The sequence below is a fragment of the Sanguibacter sp. TS_SC_8 genome, assembly GCF_055361235.1.
The window spans coordinates 2,221,068-2,238,114 of the sequence record NZ_CM143955.1 but is presented as its reverse complement, the minus strand read 5'-3'; the positions used below and the strand labels follow the sequence as shown (position 1 = coordinate 2,238,114).

The window sequence follows — 17,047 nt, the reverse complement described above, 5'->3', positions numbered from 1 at the left end:
GTCAGACGTCGTATCCGGCGACTTCTTCGTCGAAGGCCGCCTGCCGCTTGTCGACGCGGCGGTCGTGCAGGATGCACACGCCCAGGGCCGCGAAGTAGAGCACGCAGATGGGCAGGGCGACGAGGATCATCGTCAGGGCGTCCGGGGTCGGGGTCATGATCGCCGCGAAGGTGAAGGCGACGACGATCGCCCACCGCCAGCCCTTGGCCCAGGTGCTGGCCCGGACCAGACCGAGGAAGGTGATCGCGACCATGACCACGGGCATGACGAAGGCGAGGCCGAAGGCCACGAGCAGGCGCATGACGAAGTTCAGGTACGTCTGGGCGTCCTGGAAGTTCGTGGAGTCGGTGGGGAGGAAGTCGGTGAGGATGCGCACCGCGTGCGGCAGCACGAGCCAGGCCATCCCGGCGCCGGCCAGGAAGAGCGGGACGGCCGCGCCGATGAAGCCGACCGTGTACCGCTTCTCCTTCCCGGTCAGCCCCGGGGTGATGAACGCCCACAGCTGGTAGAGCCACCACGGGCTGGTGATGATGAAGCCGACGAAGAACGACATCTTGAACTTCATGTCGAGCGCGGCGCCGGGCGCCCCGAAGTTGATCGAGGCGGACTGGTCGCGCCGCGCGGCCGCCTCCAGGATGGGCTGCTGGAGCAGCTGGAAGACCTGGTCGTAGAGGAACCACCCGACGACGGCACCGAGGACGATGCCGAGCGCGCCGAGGAAGAGCCGCTTGCGCAGCTCGAGGAGGTGTCCGCGCAGGGACATCTTCCCCTTGGCGGCCAGCCGTTCCGCGCGCCGGTCCGCCTTCGACTGTGAGCCTTGCGCCACGCCTAGGCCTTAGGTGGAGCGATGCTCTCGGACGCGGGGGTCGCGGGCTTGGACGTGGTGACCGGCGGAACGGTGTTGACCGGCGCAACCGGCTGGACCACGACCTCGGGAGCGACGACCGGGACGGGGGCGACCGGAGACACGGGGGCGACCGGGGTCACCGGGACGTCGTCCTCCTGGAGCTCTTTGATCTCCTTCTTGAAGATCTTCATCGACTGGCCGACGCTCTTGGCCAGGTCGGGAAGGCGCTTCGCCCCGAACAGCAGCAGGACGATGACGAGCAGAATGACCCAGTGCATCGGCTTCATGGCACCCATGGGAGACCTCCAGTAGACGTACGTGTTGACTCAATGGTAGTTCGGTCGAACCGTGGGCAGGGTACCCGCCTGCGGTGAACGTTCGGTGCACCCGCGCATCGAGCCGCGCCTCATCGTCGAAGCGCTTCGCCTATTGTGTCCCAGCCGGGGGCCGTGTCAAGCCCGAGGGCTGGTCCCGGCGACCTGCGGGCGACCTACCGGTCGATCATGCGCCATCGTTCGTACCGCGCGGCGTGGCCCAGACGGCGTGCGTGCGCGCGCTCCCGGCGGAGCCGGCGGCGGTCCGCGACGAGCTCGGCGAGGTCCCGCCGGTCGGCGAACACGTCGACCGGGCGCGGGATCGAGGCGGGCTGCTGTGCCTCGAGCGCGGTCACCTTCTGGGACATGGCGTCGAGCGCCTCACCCAGCCCGGCGCCGGCATGCAGGGTCGCCTTCGCGCGACGCCAGAGGTCGCGGCCGAGGAAGAACCCGCCCACCCCCGCGCCCAGGACAAGAACGCACCAGATCCAGAACCACATCTGCTCAGCCTACGCATCCAGCGCCGCGTAGGCGGCCAGCGCGGCCCCGGCGGCGCGGGCGGCGTCGTCGCGCGGGGCGGCGGGGCGCACGGAGCGGACGTCGCGGGCGTGGCGCAGGAGCAGGTGGCGCAGCCACAGCGGGTTCGCCACCCGGACGGTCACGGCGAAGCGCGCGTCGTCGGCGTCGTCGAGGTTCACCACGGACTCGACCGGGATCTGCTCGGCGACCCACCGGGCCCGGCTGGAGAGCACCAGCTCGGCCACCGTGTCACCGGCCGGGCGGTAGTCCTCGGGGACCCCGAGCGGGGCGCTGTGCTCGACCGGGTGATCGAGCACCTGCGCGGTGAGGATCCGGTCGGTGCGGAAGGTGCGCTGCTCCTGGGCGCTGTGGCACCAGGCATGCAGGTAGGTGAACGTGTCCGAGGGCAGCAGCCGGAACGGTTCGACGATCCGGGTCGAGGTGACGTCGGAGGCGTTGACGTACTCGATCCGCAGCTGGTGGCCCTGGCTCAGCGCGGACCGCAGAGCCGCGAGCACCGGGGGGGTGGCGTCCATCTTCAGCTTCACGTCCAGGGCCGCCGACGCCTCACCCGAGGCGAGGGTGAGCTTGGTCAGCGCGGACCCGATGACCGCGGCCTGCTGGGCGTCCCCGGACTCGGCCACCACCTCGGCCAGCGCCTTCAGCGCGGCGATGAGGGCGATGCCCTCCCGGGTGCCCAGGCGCAGGGGGCGGGTCATGCCGCGGGCCTCGGTCAGGCGCACCACTCCCCGGTCGTAGGAGTCGGCGTCGAAGTCGATGAGGTCCTGCGGCCAGTACCCCGGGGTCCCCGAGATCCACAGGGTGTCGACGTCGGCGAGGATCTGCTGGGGTGTCACCGAGAAGTGCCGGGCCAGCTCGGCGACCGGCACCGGGCCGCTGGCCTCGAGGAAGGAGACGAGCCCGACGAGGCGCACGAATCGTTCGGTCGCACGCTCAGCCACGGTTCGCTCCGGGGGTCGGGTCGGTCGTCGGTTCAGGAGTCGCGTCGGCAGTCAGCGCGAGGTCCGCCGCGGCGTGCAGCCGTTCCAGCACCTCCGTGCGCAGCTCACCGGGCTCCAGGATGAGCGCCGCCTCGCCGTAGCCGGCGATCTCGTCGGCCAGGGCCTGGGTGGAGGTGTACGCGACCGTGACGAGCTCGCGGTCGGGCACGCGGGAGGCGAGGGCCGCGAGGTCGGGTCCCAGGGGTCCGGCGGTGCTGCCTCGGGCCCGCAGCGCGCTGGCGCGCTCGGGCCGCAGGGCGAGCAGGGCATGGCGCACGGGGGCGGGCGGGCCGCCGCCCACGAGCTGGTCGACGTCGATCTCTGCCGGGACGGTGAACGCCCCGGGCTCCCCGGTCGCCCGGACCGAGCCCTCGATCCGGGTGAGCCGGAAGGAGCGGGCCGCGCCGCGGTCGCGGTCGTGGCCCAGCAGGTACCACCCGCCGTCGCGCACGGCGACCTTCCAGGGCTCCACGGTGCGCCGGCGGACCTCACCGGTGCTGGCCGCGCGGTAGGTGAAGACGACGACCCGGCGCGCGAGGATCGCGTCGAGCAGGGGCTCGTAGGCGGCCGCGACGGTGCGGACCCGGGGCGCGAGGCCGGCGACGGCGTCGGTGCCCTCCCCCGCCGGCCCGGTGTCCATCTCCCCGGCCGAGCGCAGCTTGGTCAGAGCCCGCGAGGTGTCGACCGCGACGGCGGCGTCCTGCCAGAACTGGGCGGCCAGGGAGAGCACACCGAGCTCGGCGGGGGTGAGGTCCACCTCGTCCAGGGCGTAGGAGTCCTTGTCGATGCGGTAGCCGATGTCCACGGCGGACCCGCCGTCGACAGTGACGATCGGCACGCCGAGGCCCCGCAGCGAGTCCTTGTCCCGCTCGAACATTCGTTCGAACGCTTCGGTCGAGGCGGGCTCGGCATACCCGGCGACGGACGTGCGGATCTCGTCCTTGGTCATGCGCACCGGGGTGTTCATGAGCGCGATGACAAGGTTGAGCAGGCGGGCCGCGGGGGGCGTGGAGGCAGACATCGCTCCTACGCTAGCGTCGAGTAGCGTTGACGCCGTGCTTACGTCGCGAGTTGGTGTGGTGGTGTCGCTCGGTCGCTCCTGGTCAGGGGCCCAGGAGCTGAGCGTCGAGGTGGCCGGCGTCGGCCCGATCCGGTCGCTGGCCTACCCCGACCTGACCGGCCCGGTGCGCCCCGGGGACACGGTGGTTCTCAACACCACGGCCCTGGACCGCGGGCTCGGCACCGGGGGCTACGCGATGGTCATCACCGTCCTGCCGGTGCCCGGCGCCCCCACACGACCTCCCGCCGCCCCCGGCCCCGGGCACCTCGTCAAGGCGCGGTACACCCCGCTGCAGACCATGGTCCTGGGCATCGACGAGCAGGAGTCCCCCCACCACGACCTGCTGCGCGACGCCGACGACCTGGCGGGCCTGCCCGTCGTCGTCGCCGACCTGCACTCCGCCCTCCCGGCGATCATCGCCGGCGCCCGCCTGGGCGCCGCCCAGCTCGGCGCCCCGGCCCCGCGGATCGTCTATGTCATGACCGACGGCGGCGCGCTGCCGGCGGGCTTCTCCCGCACCGTCGCCGGGCTGCGCGACGCCGGCTGGCTGGCCTCCTGCCTCACCGTCGGGCAGGCCTTCGGTGGTGACCACGAGGCCGTCACCGTCCACACCGGGCTCCTCGCCGCCCGCGTCGTGCTCGCCGCCGACCTCGTCGTCGTTGCGCAGGGACCGGGGAACCTCGGCACCGGGACCCGGTGGGGCTTCTCGGGGGTGAGCGCCGGTGAGGCGGTCAACGCCGCGGCGACGCTGGGCGGACGCCCGGTCGCCTCGCTGCGGATCTCCGGCGCGGACCCGCGCGAGCGCCACCTCGGTGTGTCCCACCACTCCCTCACCGCCTACGGACGGGTCGCGCTGCGCCCCGCGGACGTCGTCGTGCCGGTCCTCGCGGGCGCCCCCGGGGCCTTCGTGGCCAGCGGGCAGGACCCCGTGGCCCTCGACCGGCGGGTCGAGCAGCAGGTCGAGGCCCTGTCCGCGGCCGGGCACCAGCTGGTCACGGTGCAGACCTCACCCGAGCTGCTCGCCGCCCTCGACGGATCCCCGGTGGGCCTGTCGACGATGGGGCGCGGACTCTCCCAGGACCCCGCGGCCTTCCTCGCAGCGGCTGTCGCCGGTCTGTACGCGGTGCGACACGTCCCCCGGGAAGGGTCTGGCACCCGCTAAGGTGGGCGCCACCATGCCCTCGCCACCTCCAGCGCCCACTCCGACCCGAAGCCCCGCCGGCACTGCGACCCGTCGCACGGCGCTCGCGGTCGCCGCAGCCACCGTGCTGCTGCTCGTCGTGGTCGCCGGCGCAGCCCTGAGCGGGGACTGGTCGGTCACCCCGGAGCCCGCACCGACCACGACCGGTGAGATGCTCCCCCCGACCGCGGAACCGACCGAGCCCCCGGTCCTCATCAAGCCCGGTGACGGAGAGCCGAACGAGTGGGCCGGTCGAGCCGTGAACATCGTCCTGGCCGTGGCCGGCGCGCTCCTCGCCGCCTTCCTGCTCTACCGTCTGGGGCTGTGGGTGCGCAGGACCCTCGTGCCGTGGCTCGCCACCCGGCGCGACCGCCCGGTGGACCCGGGACCACCACCGGCCATCGACCTCGAGGTGGTGCCGCTGACCGCGCTGCACCAGGGGGCTGCCCATGCCCAGATGCTGCTGCGGGAGGGAGAGCACTCGAACGACGCGATCATCGCTGCGTGGCTGGCCCTCGAGGACGCCGCGGTGCGCAGCGGCGCGAGCCGCGCACCGGCCCAGACACCGACCGAGTTCACCGTCGCGGTGCTCGGCGCCACCCCCGCCTCCCCGGATGCCGTCTCCGAGCTGCTCGGGCTCTACCACCTGGCCCGGTTCGCCCACACCGAGATGACCGGGGCCCAGGTCGCCGCGGCCGGCGCCGCGCTGCGCCGCCTCACCGAGGACTTCTCACGATGAAGGCGCTCTGGTGGTACCTCCCGCTCGAGGTGCTCGCGACCGTCTTCGTCCAGCACGCCATCGGGCTGGACCTCGCCCACGCGGTGCTCGTCCTGGTCGTGGCCGCAGCCGTGACGATCATGCTCGTCGCCCAGCCCAGCATCCACGCCCCGCAGTGGCCCCGGGAACCCGTGGACCGCCGCGACGGGGCCCGTGACCGGATCTCTGCCCTCTCCTGGGCGTTCATGACCCGGGACGAGAGGGTGAGCGTCCGCGGCCTGCAGGCCGTCCGGGAGGCCGCGACCGTGCGCCTCGCGCTGCACGGCGTCGACCTCGACGACCCCGCCCACGCCGACGCCGCCCGCGAGCTGCTCGGCACCGGCCCGTACACGATCCTCACCACCCAGGGTCCGCCGCCGTCGATGGATCAGCTCGGTCGGTGCATCGACCGGCTCGCCGCGATCGAGCCGGCTCCCCACACGCACCCCTCACCCTCCGCGCTCCCCCAACCGTCACCGAGGACCTCCTGATGACCACCACGCCCCAGCAGACACCGGCACCCACCGCTCCCGAGCCGCTCGCCACGGGCCTGCCGGTCGCCCAGATCGCCGACCTCGCCCACCAGGTGCTGGCCGAGGTCGCGACCGTCGTGGTCGGGATGGCCGAGCCGGTCCGGGTGGCGCTCGCAGCCATCCTCGCCGGGGGGCACGTGCTCTTCGAGGACGTGCCGGGTCTGGGCAAGACGCTGGCCGCGCGCAGCCTCGCGGGCGCCCTCGGACTCGACTTCACCCGGCTGCAGTGCACCCCGGACCTGCTCCCTGCCGACATCACCGGGTCCTCGGTCTACGACCCGGCCGAGCGCGAGTTCGTGTTCCGGCCCGGGCCGGTGTTCACCGGCCTGTTCCTGGCCGACGAGATCAACCGCACCGCCCCCAAGACCCAGTCCGCGCTGCTCGAGGCGATGGCCGAGCGTCAGGTGACCATCGACGGCACGACGTACCCGCTCGCGCTGCCCTTCCACGTCATGGCCACGTCCAACCCGGTCGAGTACGAGGGCACCTACCCGCTGCCCGAGGCCCAGCTGGACCGGTTCATGGTCCGCCTGGGCGTGGGGTACCCCGACCGCGACGCCGAGTTCGACGTGCTGCGCCGCCGCCTGGACCGCCGCCAGGAGTTCTCCCCGGTGCGCGCCGTCGTCACCCCGGCCACCGTCCTGGCCATGCAGGCCGGCATCGAGGACGTGCTCATCGACGACGACGTCGTGCGGTACTGCGTCGACCTCGCCGCCGCGACCCGCGAGCTCGACGAGCTCGAGGTGGGCGCCTCCCCCCGCGGGTCGCAGACCCTCATGCTCGTGGCACGCGCCCTCGCGGTCATCGACGGTCGTGACTACGTGCTGCCCGAGGACGTCAAGTCGGTCGCGGTGCCCGTGCTCGCCCACCGCCTCACCCTGAGCCCCGGAGCCTGGGCCTCGGGGGTGGCCGCGGCGACCCTGGTCACCCGGATCCTGGACCGCGTCGCGGGGCCCGCGACCGTCGCCAGCCAGTGACCCCTCTGCGGTGGCACCCCGACGCGTCCATCATGGTCAGCGCCGTCGCCGGGCTCCTGCTCGCCGCGGCCGGCCTGCTCATCGGCCGGCCCCAGGTCGTCGCGCTGGCGACCCCGCTGATCCTGAGCGCGGTGTTCTCGATCGTGCACCGCCCGAGCGGCGCGATCGCCCTCTCCTCGACCGCCGCGACCACCGCCGTGCGGTCCTCACGGCTCGACGTCGAGCTCACCATCACCGCGCCGCCCGGCGCGACCACCGTCGTCGTCCGGGCGCTGAGCCCGGGGAACCCGACGATCCAGGCGATGGTCGCGGTGCCTGCGGGCACCCGGCTGCTCCGGCTGAGCACCCCCTCGGTGCGGACCGGGACCCGAGAGCTGTTCGCCGTCGACGTGCTCGGCCTCGCCGGCGCGGGCGGCTGGACCCAGGGTCCGGCGCACCTGCCCGCCCCCCGGGTCCTCGTGCTGCCCCGGCTCCGGCGCCTCGACCTCGTCCCGGTCTCCCAGCAGCTGCGCGGGCTGACCGGACCGCACAGCTCCCGGCGCCTGGGCGACGGACCCGAGATGCGCGACGTCGCGCCCGCGCGCGCGGGCGACTCGGTCCGCCGGGTGGACTGGCGCGCCACGGCCCGCCGGTCCCCCGACCTCAGCCAGCTCTACGTCCGGCGGACCTTCGCCCCGTCCGAGGCCTCCGTCGTGCTGGTCGTGGACTCCCGCGACGACGTCGGCCCCCGGGTGTCCACCTGGGTCGGCTACCAGGAGAGCGCACCCTCCGAACAGACCTCCCTCGACCTCGCCCGGGAGGCCGCGGCCGCGATCGCGAAGGCCGTGGTCGACGCGGGCGACCGGGTGGGTCTGGAGGACCTCGGCCGGGTGGCCTCCCCGCTGCCGCTCGCGGGCGGGAAGCGGCACCTGCAGCGTCTCACGTACGCGCTGGCGCTGAGCCGGCCCGTCGGTGCGCCGCCCGCCCGCAGGCGCGCCCCGCAGATCCCCTCCGGCGCCCTCGTGTACCTGTTCTCCACCTTCCTCGACGAGAGCGCGGCCGACATCGCCGGGCAGTGGCAGTCCCACGGGCACCGGGTGATCGCCGTGGACACCCTGCCGGTGGCGAACCTGCGCGGGCTGTCCGTGCGGGAGACCTACGCGTGGCGGCTGACCGACATCGAGCGACGAGACCGGCTGATCACCCTGACCCGGTCGGGGATCGACGTTCTTCGATGGGCAAGCGACGACGCCGCCCGCGACCTGCGCGGGGCCGCGCGTGCCGCGCAGGCTCAGGCCAGCAGGCGTCCCCGATGAGGGCCACGACCGCCCCTGGCGCCTCGATCGAGTCCGGACGGACCCTCCCGGGCTGGTCCCTGCACGCCGGGCTCGCGGTGTGCGCCGTCGGCGCGTTCCTCGCGGCCGCGGGCGGGGCGCTCGTGGCCGAGCTCGTCGCCGTCGTCTGCGTCGTGATCGCCGGGACGGTCGCGGCGACCCTCACCCGACCCGGGTATCTCGCCTTCTCCGTCTCGCTCGTCCCGACGGCCCTGGCCCTGCTCACCGTCGGCTCCGTGGGGTACTCCTGGCGGACGCCGCTGATCTTGGTCGCGATCCATGCGAGCCTCCGACTCTCCTGGTACACCTCGCAGATCTCGCTGTCGACCCAGGTCGAGCTCGCGGTGCTGGCGGCCGAGGGGCGTCGGTTCGCGGTCGTCAACCTCCTCGGCCAGGCGGTGGCCCTGCTCGCGGGTGCCCTGACGATGGTCGGTGACCGCGCCGACGGGGCAGAGCCGGGTCTGGAGTGGCTCGGTGCGGCCGGGGCGGTGGCGCTGGCGGTGCTGGCCGTCGCGCTGCGCGGCGGAGCCCGCCCGCACCGCGCTGAGCAGTAACTTCTGCGCGATCGCCGGCCCGCAGGCAGGATGAAGAGAGGGGATCCACCCCGCTCGTCCACGTGGAGGAACTGGCTCATGCCCACTCGCAAGCAGCTGCCCAAGTACACCGTCCCGTCGCTGACCCCCGCTCAGGGGGCCGAGGTGGCCGGGATCCTGCAGCAGCGACTCAACTCGCTCAACGACCTCGCCCTCACCCTCAAGCACGTGCACTGGAACGTCGTGGGACCGCACTTCATCGCCGTCCACGAGATGCTCGACCCCCAGGTCGACGCGGTCCGCGCGATGGTGGACGCGATCGCCGAGCGCATCGCGACGCTGGGTGTCGCCCCGCGCGGGACCCCGGGTGCGATCGTCGCCGAGCGGACCTGGGACGACTACGCGCTCGGGCGGGACTCGACCATCGCTCACCTCGGGGCCCTCGACGAGGTCTACCAGGGGGTCATCACGAGCCACCGCAAGGCGGCTGACGACACCGAGGAGCTCGATGTGGTGAGCAACGACCTCCTCGTCGGACACCTGCACGAGCTCGAGCTGTTCCACTGGTTCGTGCGCGCTCACCTAGAATCTTCCGGGGGCGAGCTGAGCACCGCTGGAGCGACCTCCGAGAAGAGCGCTGCCGCCAAGGCGGACAAGGCAGACACAGCCGCCGGCTGACGCCGGCGCCATCACGAGATCCGGGGAACCGCACGTGCCGATGGTCTTCATCGCGGGACCCGCGTCCTGGAATCAGCTGGTCAGCCTCGACGCGCTGCCCGCACCGGTCCCCCACATGGTCTTCGCGAGGGGATCACGGTCGGCGCTGGGCGGGACGTCTGCGGGCAAGGCCCTCAACCTCGCCGGGCTCGGGGTGGAGACGGTGCTGCGCACGGTCGTCGGCAGTGACGAGCTCGGCGAGAGGATCCTCGCCGAGCTCGCCGCCGCCGGCGTCACGCTCGTCACCGAGGACGCCGTCGGCGGGTCGGAGAGCCACCTCAACCTCATGGACCCCGGCGGCGGCAGGGTCTCGATCTACCTGTCCACCGCGGCCACCGCCCCCGGCCCCGGGGTGCACGACGGCGCAGCGCAGGCAGCGCTGGCCGGTGCGGACGCCGTCGTGGTCGACCTCGCCGAGCACGCCCGTCCCTTCCTGCGCCTGGCCCGGGACCACGCCAAGCCGGTGTGGTGCGACGTCCACGACTACGACGGGGAGTCGGCGTTCCACACCGAGTTCGTCGACGCCGCCACGTACCTCTTCATGAACGGCGACGGCTTCGCTCGCGGTGCCGGCGAGCGTGGCGAGTCTGCCGAGTCTGGCGCGCTCGAGGCGTTCATGGAGTCGCGGATCGCGGCCGGGGCCCAGGCGGTCGTGGTCACCGAAGGGGCCCGGGGGGCGAGGTCGGTCACCGCCGACGGCCGGTGGCACCACGTCCCCGCGGCTCCGGTGTCGACGATCGTCGACACGAACGGTGCCGGCGACGCGTTCTTCTCCGGGGTCCTGGCCGCGTGCTTGCGCGGGGGCCCCCCGCAGACCTGGCTCGAGTACTGGCCCGCCGCCCTGGCCGCCGGCGCCGAGCAGGCCGCGCTGTGCCTGGGCTCACCCGACCTCGCACCCCTCCCCGCCAGCTCGCACCGACAGGCAGCCGATGGCACCCGGGTCGGCTGACCGCCCGGGACCCCTCGACGACCGTCGCGAGAGCGTGAGCGAGCGGATGGACCGCAACTGGTCCGAGCTGCTCCAGGAGCTGCGGGTCACCCAGACCGGGACGCAGATCCTCACCGGTTTCCTCCTCACGGTCCCGTTCCAGCAGCGCTTCGAGCTGCTCGACGACACCCAGCGGGGCGTCTACCTCGTCCTGGTGGTGCTCTCCATGCTCGCGACGGCCTTCCTGGTGGCGCCGGTCGCGCTGCACCGCGGCCTGTTCCGGCGGCACCTCAAGGAGACCCTGGTCCGCGAGGGGGACCTGCTGGCCCGCGCCGGGCTGGTGACCCTGTCCCTCGTGCTCGTCGGGTGCACCTTCCTGCTGTTCGACGTCGTGCTCAGCCGTGGGCCGGCGACGGCCGCGGCTGCGTTCGTGGGCGTGACGCTGCTCCTGCTGTGGTTCGTCGTACCACGGGTGCTCGCCCGGAGGTCGCCCCCGGCCCCGCGTGCCGCCCGGTGATCCCGGCCGGTGCGGAACCACTGCTCTCCACGCTCGTGGGTGAGACGGTCCACGAGATCGTCATCAAGAAGTCCCGCTTCATCACCCGCCTCGCCCACGTGTCCTCGCCCGAAGAGGCTGAGGCGGTCATCGCCGCGGTGCGCAAGGAGTACTGGGACGCCCGGCACAACTGCGTCGCGCTCGTCGTGGGACCGGCCGGTGAGCAGCAGCGGTCCTCCGACGACGGGGAGCCGTCCGGGACCGCCGGGGTGCCCATGCTCGAGGTGCTGCGCCACCGCGGGATGACTGACGTCGTGGCCGTGGTGACCCGGTACTTCGGCGGGGTGCTGCTCGGGGCAGGCGGGCTGGTCCGCGCCTACACCGCATCGGTCAGCGAGGCGCTCGACGCGGCCACGACCGTGCGCCGCGAGATGCGCGCGGAGGTCACGGTCGCCGCGAGCCACACCGAGGCGGGACGCCTGGAGCACACCCTCCGTGAGTGGACGAGCATCCACCACGCGACCTTCTGCCCGGTCGTCTACGACACCGGGGTGACGTTCACCCTGCTCGTCCCGCCCGCCCGGCTCACCGCGCTGGAAGAGGTGGTCGCGGCCGCCACGGCCGGCGCCGTCGGGGTCGAGGTCCGCGGTTGGCGGGTCACCGACGTGCCGGACTGAGGGGCGCCTGTCACCACGACCAGCCGCGTGCGCACAGCTCGAGCTCCTTGCGCATCCGGGTGTCCTCGTCGACGACCCACGACCCCGCGGCCTCGTCGGGGATGGCCGGGTCCCACTCCTCGTTCGGCAGTCCCACCATCGTGCACGCCTCGGCGAGCAGCGCGTCGTAGGCGTACTGGGACGCCCGCAGGTGGTGGGCCCGAGCGATCGCCGTGCGGTCCCGCTCAAGACGCTGGATCTCGTCAGCGAGGGCCCCCAGCCGGCACTGGAGGGCGAGGACCTCGAAGGGGTCGTCGTCGACCGGGCGGGAGGCCGAGGAGAACGGGCGGAGCAGGTGCATGTGCCGTGACATCGCGGACAACTCCCGGTGCGTCTCGGAGGAGTGACGCCCGGTTCGGGTCGACGCCGCGCCGCGCCGTGCGTGCCGGACGGGCACCGGACGCGGGGCGAACGCGAGTGCGATGGCCACGCACGCCAGCGTGGCACTGAGGAAGAGAAGGATCCAGCCCATGAGTCTGCCCTCGCCGATGAGGATAACTCCAGCCTAGGCCGGGAAGCGGCAACCCGCCAGACTCACACCGGGAGCCAGCGGGCACCGTAGCGGCGGGTGAGCGCAAGGTCGGAGAGGGCAGCCAGCGCGCCGGTGCTCGCGCACACGTGATGAGCGATCGTGCGGGCCGCAGGGGTGTCCTCGGCCGTGAACCGGACGGTGATCCGGGCCGCGCCGCCGACGACTGCGACGTCGCTCGACTCCACGGTGGTCAGGTCGGCACCGGCCGCCGCAGCGGCAGGCAGGACGGTGGCGGGCGGGACGCCGGGGCGGAGCGCTCCGACGGCGAACGAGACTCGGAAGGAGGGCATCGGGACAGCCTAGAGGTCCTCGCCGGGCGCCTGCGCCCACCAGGCGCGCCGTACCTGCTCGAAGCGGGTCGGCAGCGGCGGTCGCAGCCCGGCGTGGCGCGCGTTGGTGCGGTGGATGAACCGTCGCCAGGAGAGCACCAGCCCCTGGCGGGTGATCGGCAGACCCGCCACGACCGTGACCCCGTTGTCGTGGGTGTGGTGGACGGTGAGGAGCAGCGCCCGGGGCGCCGAGCCCTCCAGCTCGGCGCACAGCTCCTCCCGGACGGCGAACCACCGGCGCAGGACGAGGCGTGCGTCGTCGTCGAGCGGGTGCTCGCGCCGGGTGCGCAGCGACCCGTGCTCGACGACGACGCTCCCCCATCCCGGCCCGAACGAGTCGACCGTGCACCGCAGCAGGTCCCCGTACCGGGCGCCGGTGCACCGGCTCAGGGCGACGATCACCGCGAGCCGCACGATCTCCGGCTTCGCTCCGGTGCGCAGCGCGTCCACGGACAGCTCACGCCAGAGCCAGTCGGCCTCGGCTCGCGTCACGGGCGGTCGTGGGTATCTGGGCGTCCCTGCTTGGTTGTGTGGTGAGGTCACCGTCTGAGTCTCTCCCATAGTTGGAAAGGCGCTTGGCACACTATTTTATCCTGACAACAGATGTGACGTCGATCGGCGGACCGTGCAGGGCCTGTTGCCGCGGGGTCGGGCGTGGTTGAATGCTCACCATGCAGCCCTTCCTCGACCTGACCCCCCACCGCGCTCCCCGCGCCGGGTGCGGGTGTCGCTCGTGCTGCTGTCCGGCCGCTCGCTAGACGCCGCCGTCCCGGGTCGCCGCGCTCCCCCGCCACCCCCTCGCACACTCCTTCGCGCACCACCAGACCGCGCCCTGTTCACCCGGGCGCACCCGACAGGATCACGCTCCATGGACCTCCTCCTCGGCACGACCTCAGGACGCGCCGTCCTCCTCCTCGCACTCCTCGCACTGACCAGCCTGGTCTGGTTCGTCGCCTCCCGACGCTCGGGACAGATGCGGACGACCGCACACGTCGACGTCATCGACCTCGCTGCCCTCGGCGCGGTCCCTGGTGCCCGGGCGACGTTCGTCCAGTTCTCCTCCGAGGTGTGCGCGCCGTGCCGCCAGGTCGCCCGGGTGCTGGGCGGGCTCAGCACCGGTGCGGACGGGGTGGCCCACGTCGAGCTGGACGTGGCGCGCCACCCCGAGCTCGTCCGCTCCCACGGGGTGCTGCGCACGCCCACCGTCTTTCTGCTCGGCCCCGGCGGCACGATCCACGCGCGCACGTCGGGGCCGATGACCCCGACCCAGGCGCGTGACGCGCTCGCTGCGCTCGAGCTCGACCTCCCGCACCACGGACGCGCCCGCGCCGTGACGACCTCGAAGGACCCCCGATGAACAGCTCCGCCGCACCACGCCCCACCGGCATCGACCCCCGCGGACCGCGCTTCGGCGCCGCCCTCACGTCCGTGCTGCTGGCCGCAACCGTCCTCGCGGGCACCTCGACCGCCGCGTTCGTGCTCCTGGGGATCGCCGTCGGGCTCTTCGTCCTGGGGGCGGTGCGCGGGGCGCAGGGGACCGTCCAGGGCTGGGTGTTCACGACGTTCGTCCGTCCGCGGATCGGTGCCCCGGCCGAGCTCGAAGACCCCCGTCCCCCGCGCTTCGCCCAGCAGGTCGGGCTCGTGATCACCGGTGCCGGGCTCGTGCTCGGGCTCCTCCTCGCACCGGTCGCTGTGCCCGTGGCAGCGGGGATCGCGCTCGTCGCGGCCTTCCTCAACGCCGCCTTCAACGTCTGCCTCGGCTGCGAGATGTACCTGCTCATCCAGCGCTTCGCCCCGGCCCGCCCCGCCGTGTGAGGGCCGTCACCGGTCGGTGACGGGAATAGGGTCGACGACCAGGTAGTTGAGACGTAAACTACATGCAAACGCATCTACCTCTGGAGCTGGTCCCCATGCAGTTCGGTATCTTCACCGTCGGTGACATCACCATGGACCCCACGACCGGACGGGCGCCCACGGAGAACGAACGGATCAAGGCGACCATCGAGATCGCCCTCAAGGCCGAAGAGGTCGGCCTCGACGTCTTCGCGACCGGCGAGCACCACAACCCGCCCTTCGTCCCGTCCTCCCCCACCACCACCCTCGCCTACATCGCCGCCAAGACGTCGACGATCATGCTCTCCACCGCGACCACCCTCATCACCACGAACGACCCGGTGAAGATCGCCGAGGACTACGCCACCCTGCAGCACCTCGCCGACGGGCGCCTGGACCTCATGATGGGCCGCGGCAACACCGGACCGGTCTACCCGTGGTTCGGGCGCGACATCCGCCAGGGCATCGAGCTCGCGGTCGAGAACTACGCGCTGCTGCGCCGGCTGTGGACCGAGGACGTCGTGGACTGGGAGGGAGAGTTCCGCACCCCGCTGCAGAGCTTCACCGCGACCCCCCGCCCGCTCGACGGCGTCGCGCCCTTCGTCTGGCACGGCTCGATCCGCAGCCCGCAGATCGCCGAGCAGGCCGCCTACTACGGCGACGGGTTCTTCCACAACAACATCTTCTGGCCCATCGAGCACACCCGGCAGATGGTCGCCCTGTACCGTCAGCGGTTCGAGCACTACGGGCACGGCACGGCCGACCAGGCGATCGTCGGGCTCGGCGGCCAGGTCTTCATGAGCAAGAACTCCCAGGACGCCAAGCGGGAGTTCCGGCCCTACTTCGACAACGCCCCCGTCTACGGCCACGGCCCCTCGATGGAGGACTTCACCCAGCAGACCCCGCTCACCGTGGGCAGCCCGCAGGAGGTCATCGACCGCTACGCGCGCATGCGCGAGGAGGTCGGGGACTACCAGCGTCAGCTGTTCCTCATGGACCACGCAGGCCTGCCGCTCAAGACCGTCCTGCACCAGCTCGACCTGCTGGGCGAAGAGGTGGTGCCGGTGCTGCGCAAGGAGTTCGACGCCAAGCGCCCCGCTCACGTGCCGGAGGCGCCCACCCACGCCTCGCTCGTGGTCAAGGCCGGCGGCACCCACGACTCGACGGTCTACGCGGCCGCCGACGACGTCACCGGGGCCTCACCCGTGGCCCAGCGATGACCATCACCACCGCGGCACCGGTCGACCCCCACCTCGCCGCCCGGTCCTGGGAGGCGCTGTTCCGGGCCCAGGTCGCGCTCATGCAACGGTTCTCCGCCGAGGACGTCTGGGCGCCGGCCACCGTCCGGGAGTACGACGTGCTCTTCACGCTGAGCCTCGCGGACCCGTGCGGCCTGCGACTCAACGAGCTCAACCGGGACGTGCTCATCTCCCAGCCCTCGCTCAGCCGGATGGTCGACCGGCTCGAGTCCAAGGGCCTCGTCACGAAACGACCCGCGCAGGGTGACGGGCGCGGCACGCTCATCGCGCTCACCCCGGAGGGCGCGCAGCTGCAGAAGTCCATCGGGCGCCGGCACGTGCGCTCCATCCGCGCCTACGTCGAGCCCGCGCTCAGCGCCACGGAGATGGCCACCCTCGAGGAGCTGTGCACCAAGCTGCGCCTCGCCCAGGCGCACATCCCCGATGCGCCACGTCGACCCTGACCGCACGGTTTCCCGCTCCACCCGAAAGGCCACCATGACCACCGTTCCCAGCGTCCCCACTGCTCCCACCCGCACGATCGTCGCCCTCACGGCAGGCCTGAGCCAGCCCTCCTCGACCCGGCTCCTCACCGACCGTCTGGTCTCCGACACCGTCACCGCGCTCACCGCACGGGGGGTGAGCGCCGATGTCACCGTCGTCGAGCTGCGCGACCTCGCCCACGAGATCATGGACATGATGCTCACCGGCTTCCCGGCACCGAGACTGCGCACCGTGATCGACGCGGTCGGCACCGCGGACGGGATCATCGCCGTCAGCCCGATCTTCACGGCCTCGTACTCGGGACTGTTCAAGGCGTTCTTCGACGTCATCGACTCGACCGCGATCGCCGGGATCCCGGTCCTCATGGGCGCGACGGCCGGCACCCCGCGCCACTCCCTCGCCCTCGAGCACGAGATGCGCCCGATGTTCTCCTACCTGCGGGCGATCGTCACACCGACGGCAGTCTTCGCGGCGTCCTCCGACTGGGGCACCGCCTCCACGACGGACGACCTTGCGGCCCGCATCGGGCGCGCGGCGCAGGAGTTCTCCGCCCTGGTCGCAGCCCACGAGCAGCCGGCGGCTCCGGCCAGCCCGCTCGGGGACTTCGTGCCCTTCGCCCAGCAGCTCGCCGGCACCTGAGCGCCGGGGAGTGCGCCGGGGAACGCGCCGAAGGCGAGTACTGTAGCGCCGGGGCGCCCGTGACCCGGCGCGCCTCCTCCC

General features: G+C 72.8%; 23 protein-coding genes. 15 read left to right on the top strand and 8 right to left on the bottom strand.

Going from position 1 to position 17,047, the window contains the following annotated elements:
• Position 1: 1 nt before the first annotated feature.
• From tatC to ACWA15_RS10155, 5 genes are all read right to left on the bottom strand, one after another.
• On the bottom strand, positions 2–763 hold the full coding sequence (tatC, locus tag ACWA15_RS10175; protein WP_464059477.1) for a twin-arginine translocase subunit TatC: 762 nt from the start codon (positions 761–763) through the stop codon (positions 2–4).
• Positions 764–828: 65 nt separating this feature from the next.
• A complete protein-coding gene (gene tatA / locus ACWA15_RS10170) occupies positions 829–1,143 on the bottom strand; it encodes a Sec-independent protein translocase subunit TatA (RefSeq protein ID WP_464055017.1) in 315 nt (104 codons plus the stop codon).
• A gap of 194 nt (positions 1,144–1,337) precedes the next feature.
• Entirely contained in the window at positions 1,338–1,661 is a 324-nt protein-coding gene (locus ACWA15_RS10165) for a hypothetical protein (protein WP_464055016.1), read from the bottom strand.
• A gap of 9 nt (positions 1,662–1,670) precedes the next feature.
• Positions 1,671–2,642 (bottom strand): helix-turn-helix transcriptional regulator, encoded by a 972-nt coding sequence (locus tag ACWA15_RS10160; RefSeq protein ID WP_464055014.1) that lies wholly within the window; start codon positions 2,640–2,642, stop codon positions 1,671–1,673.
• Positions 2,635–3,702: a helix-turn-helix transcriptional regulator gene (locus ACWA15_RS10155; protein ID WP_464055012.1), complete on the bottom strand. Its 1,068-nt coding sequence runs from the start codon at positions 3,700–3,702 to the stop codon at positions 2,635–2,637. The genes ACWA15_RS10160 and ACWA15_RS10155 overlap by 8 nt, the downstream gene beginning before the upstream one ends.
• Positions 3,703–3,736: 34 nt before the next feature.
• Here ACWA15_RS10155 and ACWA15_RS10150 point away from each other — a divergent pair, with 34 nt between their 5' ends.
• The 10 genes from ACWA15_RS10150 (at position 3,737) to ACWA15_RS10105 (ending at position 11,852) form a co-directional block, all read left to right on the top strand.
• Positions 3,737–4,903, top strand: a complete 1,167-nt coding sequence (locus ACWA15_RS10150) for a DUF3866 family protein (protein WP_464055011.1) — start codon at positions 3,737–3,739, stop codon at positions 4,901–4,903.
• A 13-nt stretch (positions 4,904–4,916) separates the two neighbouring features.
• Positions 4,917–5,660: a DUF4129 domain-containing protein gene (locus ACWA15_RS10145; RefSeq protein WP_464055009.1), complete on the top strand. Its 744-nt coding sequence runs from the start codon at positions 4,917–4,919 to the stop codon at positions 5,658–5,660.
• Positions 5,657–6,169: a hypothetical protein gene (locus ACWA15_RS10140; RefSeq protein WP_464055007.1), complete on the top strand. Its 513-nt coding sequence runs from the start codon at positions 5,657–5,659 to the stop codon at positions 6,167–6,169. Before ACWA15_RS10145 ends, ACWA15_RS10140 begins: the two co-directional genes overlap by 4 nt.
• Positions 6,169–7,188 (top strand): AAA family ATPase, encoded by a 1,020-nt coding sequence (locus ACWA15_RS10135; protein ID WP_464055005.1) that lies wholly within the window; start codon positions 6,169–6,171, stop codon positions 7,186–7,188. Before ACWA15_RS10140 ends, ACWA15_RS10135 begins: the two co-directional genes overlap by 1 nt.
• A complete protein-coding gene (locus tag ACWA15_RS10130) occupies positions 7,185–8,483 on the top strand; it encodes a DUF58 domain-containing protein (RefSeq protein WP_464055003.1) in 1,299 nt (432 codons plus the stop codon). Before ACWA15_RS10135 ends, ACWA15_RS10130 begins: the two co-directional genes overlap by 4 nt.
• On the top strand, positions 8,480–9,055 hold the full coding sequence (locus ACWA15_RS10125; protein WP_464055001.1) for a hypothetical protein: 576 nt from the start codon (positions 8,480–8,482) through the stop codon (positions 9,053–9,055). Before ACWA15_RS10130 ends, ACWA15_RS10125 begins: the two co-directional genes overlap by 4 nt.
• Before the next feature lie 78 nt (positions 9,056–9,133).
• On the top strand, positions 9,134–9,712 hold the full coding sequence (locus ACWA15_RS10120) for a Dps family protein (RefSeq protein WP_464054999.1): 579 nt from the start codon (positions 9,134–9,136) through the stop codon (positions 9,710–9,712).
• 40 nt (positions 9,713–9,752) lie between these two features.
• Positions 9,753–10,700 (top strand): carbohydrate kinase family protein, encoded by a 948-nt coding sequence (locus ACWA15_RS10115; RefSeq protein WP_464059476.1) that lies wholly within the window; start codon positions 9,753–9,755, stop codon positions 10,698–10,700.
• A complete protein-coding gene (locus ACWA15_RS10110; protein WP_464054997.1) occupies positions 10,681–11,196 on the top strand; it encodes a DUF6328 family protein in 516 nt (171 codons plus the stop codon). The genes ACWA15_RS10115 and ACWA15_RS10110 overlap by 20 nt, the downstream gene beginning before the upstream one ends.
• Complete coding sequence (locus ACWA15_RS10105; protein ID WP_464054995.1) at positions 11,133–11,852, top strand: YigZ family protein; 720 nt, start codon at positions 11,133–11,135, stop codon at positions 11,850–11,852. The genes ACWA15_RS10110 and ACWA15_RS10105 overlap by 64 nt, the downstream gene beginning before the upstream one ends.
• A 10-nt stretch (positions 11,853–11,862) precedes the next feature.
• On the opposite strand, the gene ACWA15_RS10100 is transcribed toward ACWA15_RS10105, so the two are convergent.
• The 3 genes from ACWA15_RS10100 to ACWA15_RS10090 all read right to left on the bottom strand — a co-directional run bounded on the left by ACWA15_RS10100 (position 11,863) and on the right by ACWA15_RS10090 (position 13,244).
• The gene (locus ACWA15_RS10100; RefSeq protein WP_464054993.1) at positions 11,863–12,321 is read right to left on the bottom strand and encodes a hypothetical protein; all 459 of its coding nucleotides are present in this window, start codon (positions 12,319–12,321) and stop codon (positions 11,863–11,865) included.
• 104 nt (positions 12,322–12,425) lie between these two features.
• Positions 12,426–12,713, bottom strand: a complete 288-nt coding sequence (locus ACWA15_RS10095; protein WP_464054991.1) for a hypothetical protein — start codon at positions 12,711–12,713, stop codon at positions 12,426–12,428.
• A 9-nt stretch (positions 12,714–12,722) separates the two neighbouring features.
• Positions 12,723–13,244, bottom strand: a complete 522-nt coding sequence (locus ACWA15_RS10090) for a tyrosine-type recombinase/integrase (RefSeq protein ID WP_464054989.1) — start codon at positions 13,242–13,244, stop codon at positions 12,723–12,725.
• A 376-nt stretch (positions 13,245–13,620) separates the two neighbouring features.
• Between ACWA15_RS10090 and ACWA15_RS10085 the strand changes: the two genes are divergently transcribed.
• From ACWA15_RS10085 to ACWA15_RS10065, 5 genes are all read left to right on the top strand, one after another.
• The gene (locus ACWA15_RS10085; protein WP_464054987.1) at positions 13,621–14,109 is read left to right on the top strand and encodes a thioredoxin family protein; all 489 of its coding nucleotides are present in this window, start codon (positions 13,621–13,623) and stop codon (positions 14,107–14,109) included.
• Entirely contained in the window at positions 14,106–14,567 is a 462-nt protein-coding gene (locus ACWA15_RS10080; RefSeq protein WP_464054985.1) for a DUF4395 domain-containing protein, read from the top strand. The genes ACWA15_RS10085 and ACWA15_RS10080 overlap by 4 nt, the downstream gene beginning before the upstream one ends.
• Positions 14,568–14,662: 95 nt before the next feature.
• Complete coding sequence (locus ACWA15_RS10075; protein ID WP_464054983.1) at positions 14,663–15,805, top strand: LLM class flavin-dependent oxidoreductase; 1,143 nt, start codon at positions 14,663–14,665, stop codon at positions 15,803–15,805.
• Positions 15,802–16,287 carry a MarR family winged helix-turn-helix transcriptional regulator gene (locus ACWA15_RS10070; protein WP_464054982.1) on the top strand — a complete coding sequence of 162 codons (486 nt, stop codon included), beginning with the start codon at positions 15,802–15,804 and terminating at the stop codon, positions 16,285–16,287. The genes ACWA15_RS10075 and ACWA15_RS10070 overlap by 4 nt, the downstream gene beginning before the upstream one ends.
• A gap of 34 nt (positions 16,288–16,321) precedes the next feature.
• Complete coding sequence (locus ACWA15_RS10065; protein WP_464054980.1) at positions 16,322–16,966, top strand: FMN reductase; 645 nt, start codon at positions 16,322–16,324, stop codon at positions 16,964–16,966.
• The last annotated feature ends 81 nt before the right edge of the window (positions 16,967–17,047 follow it).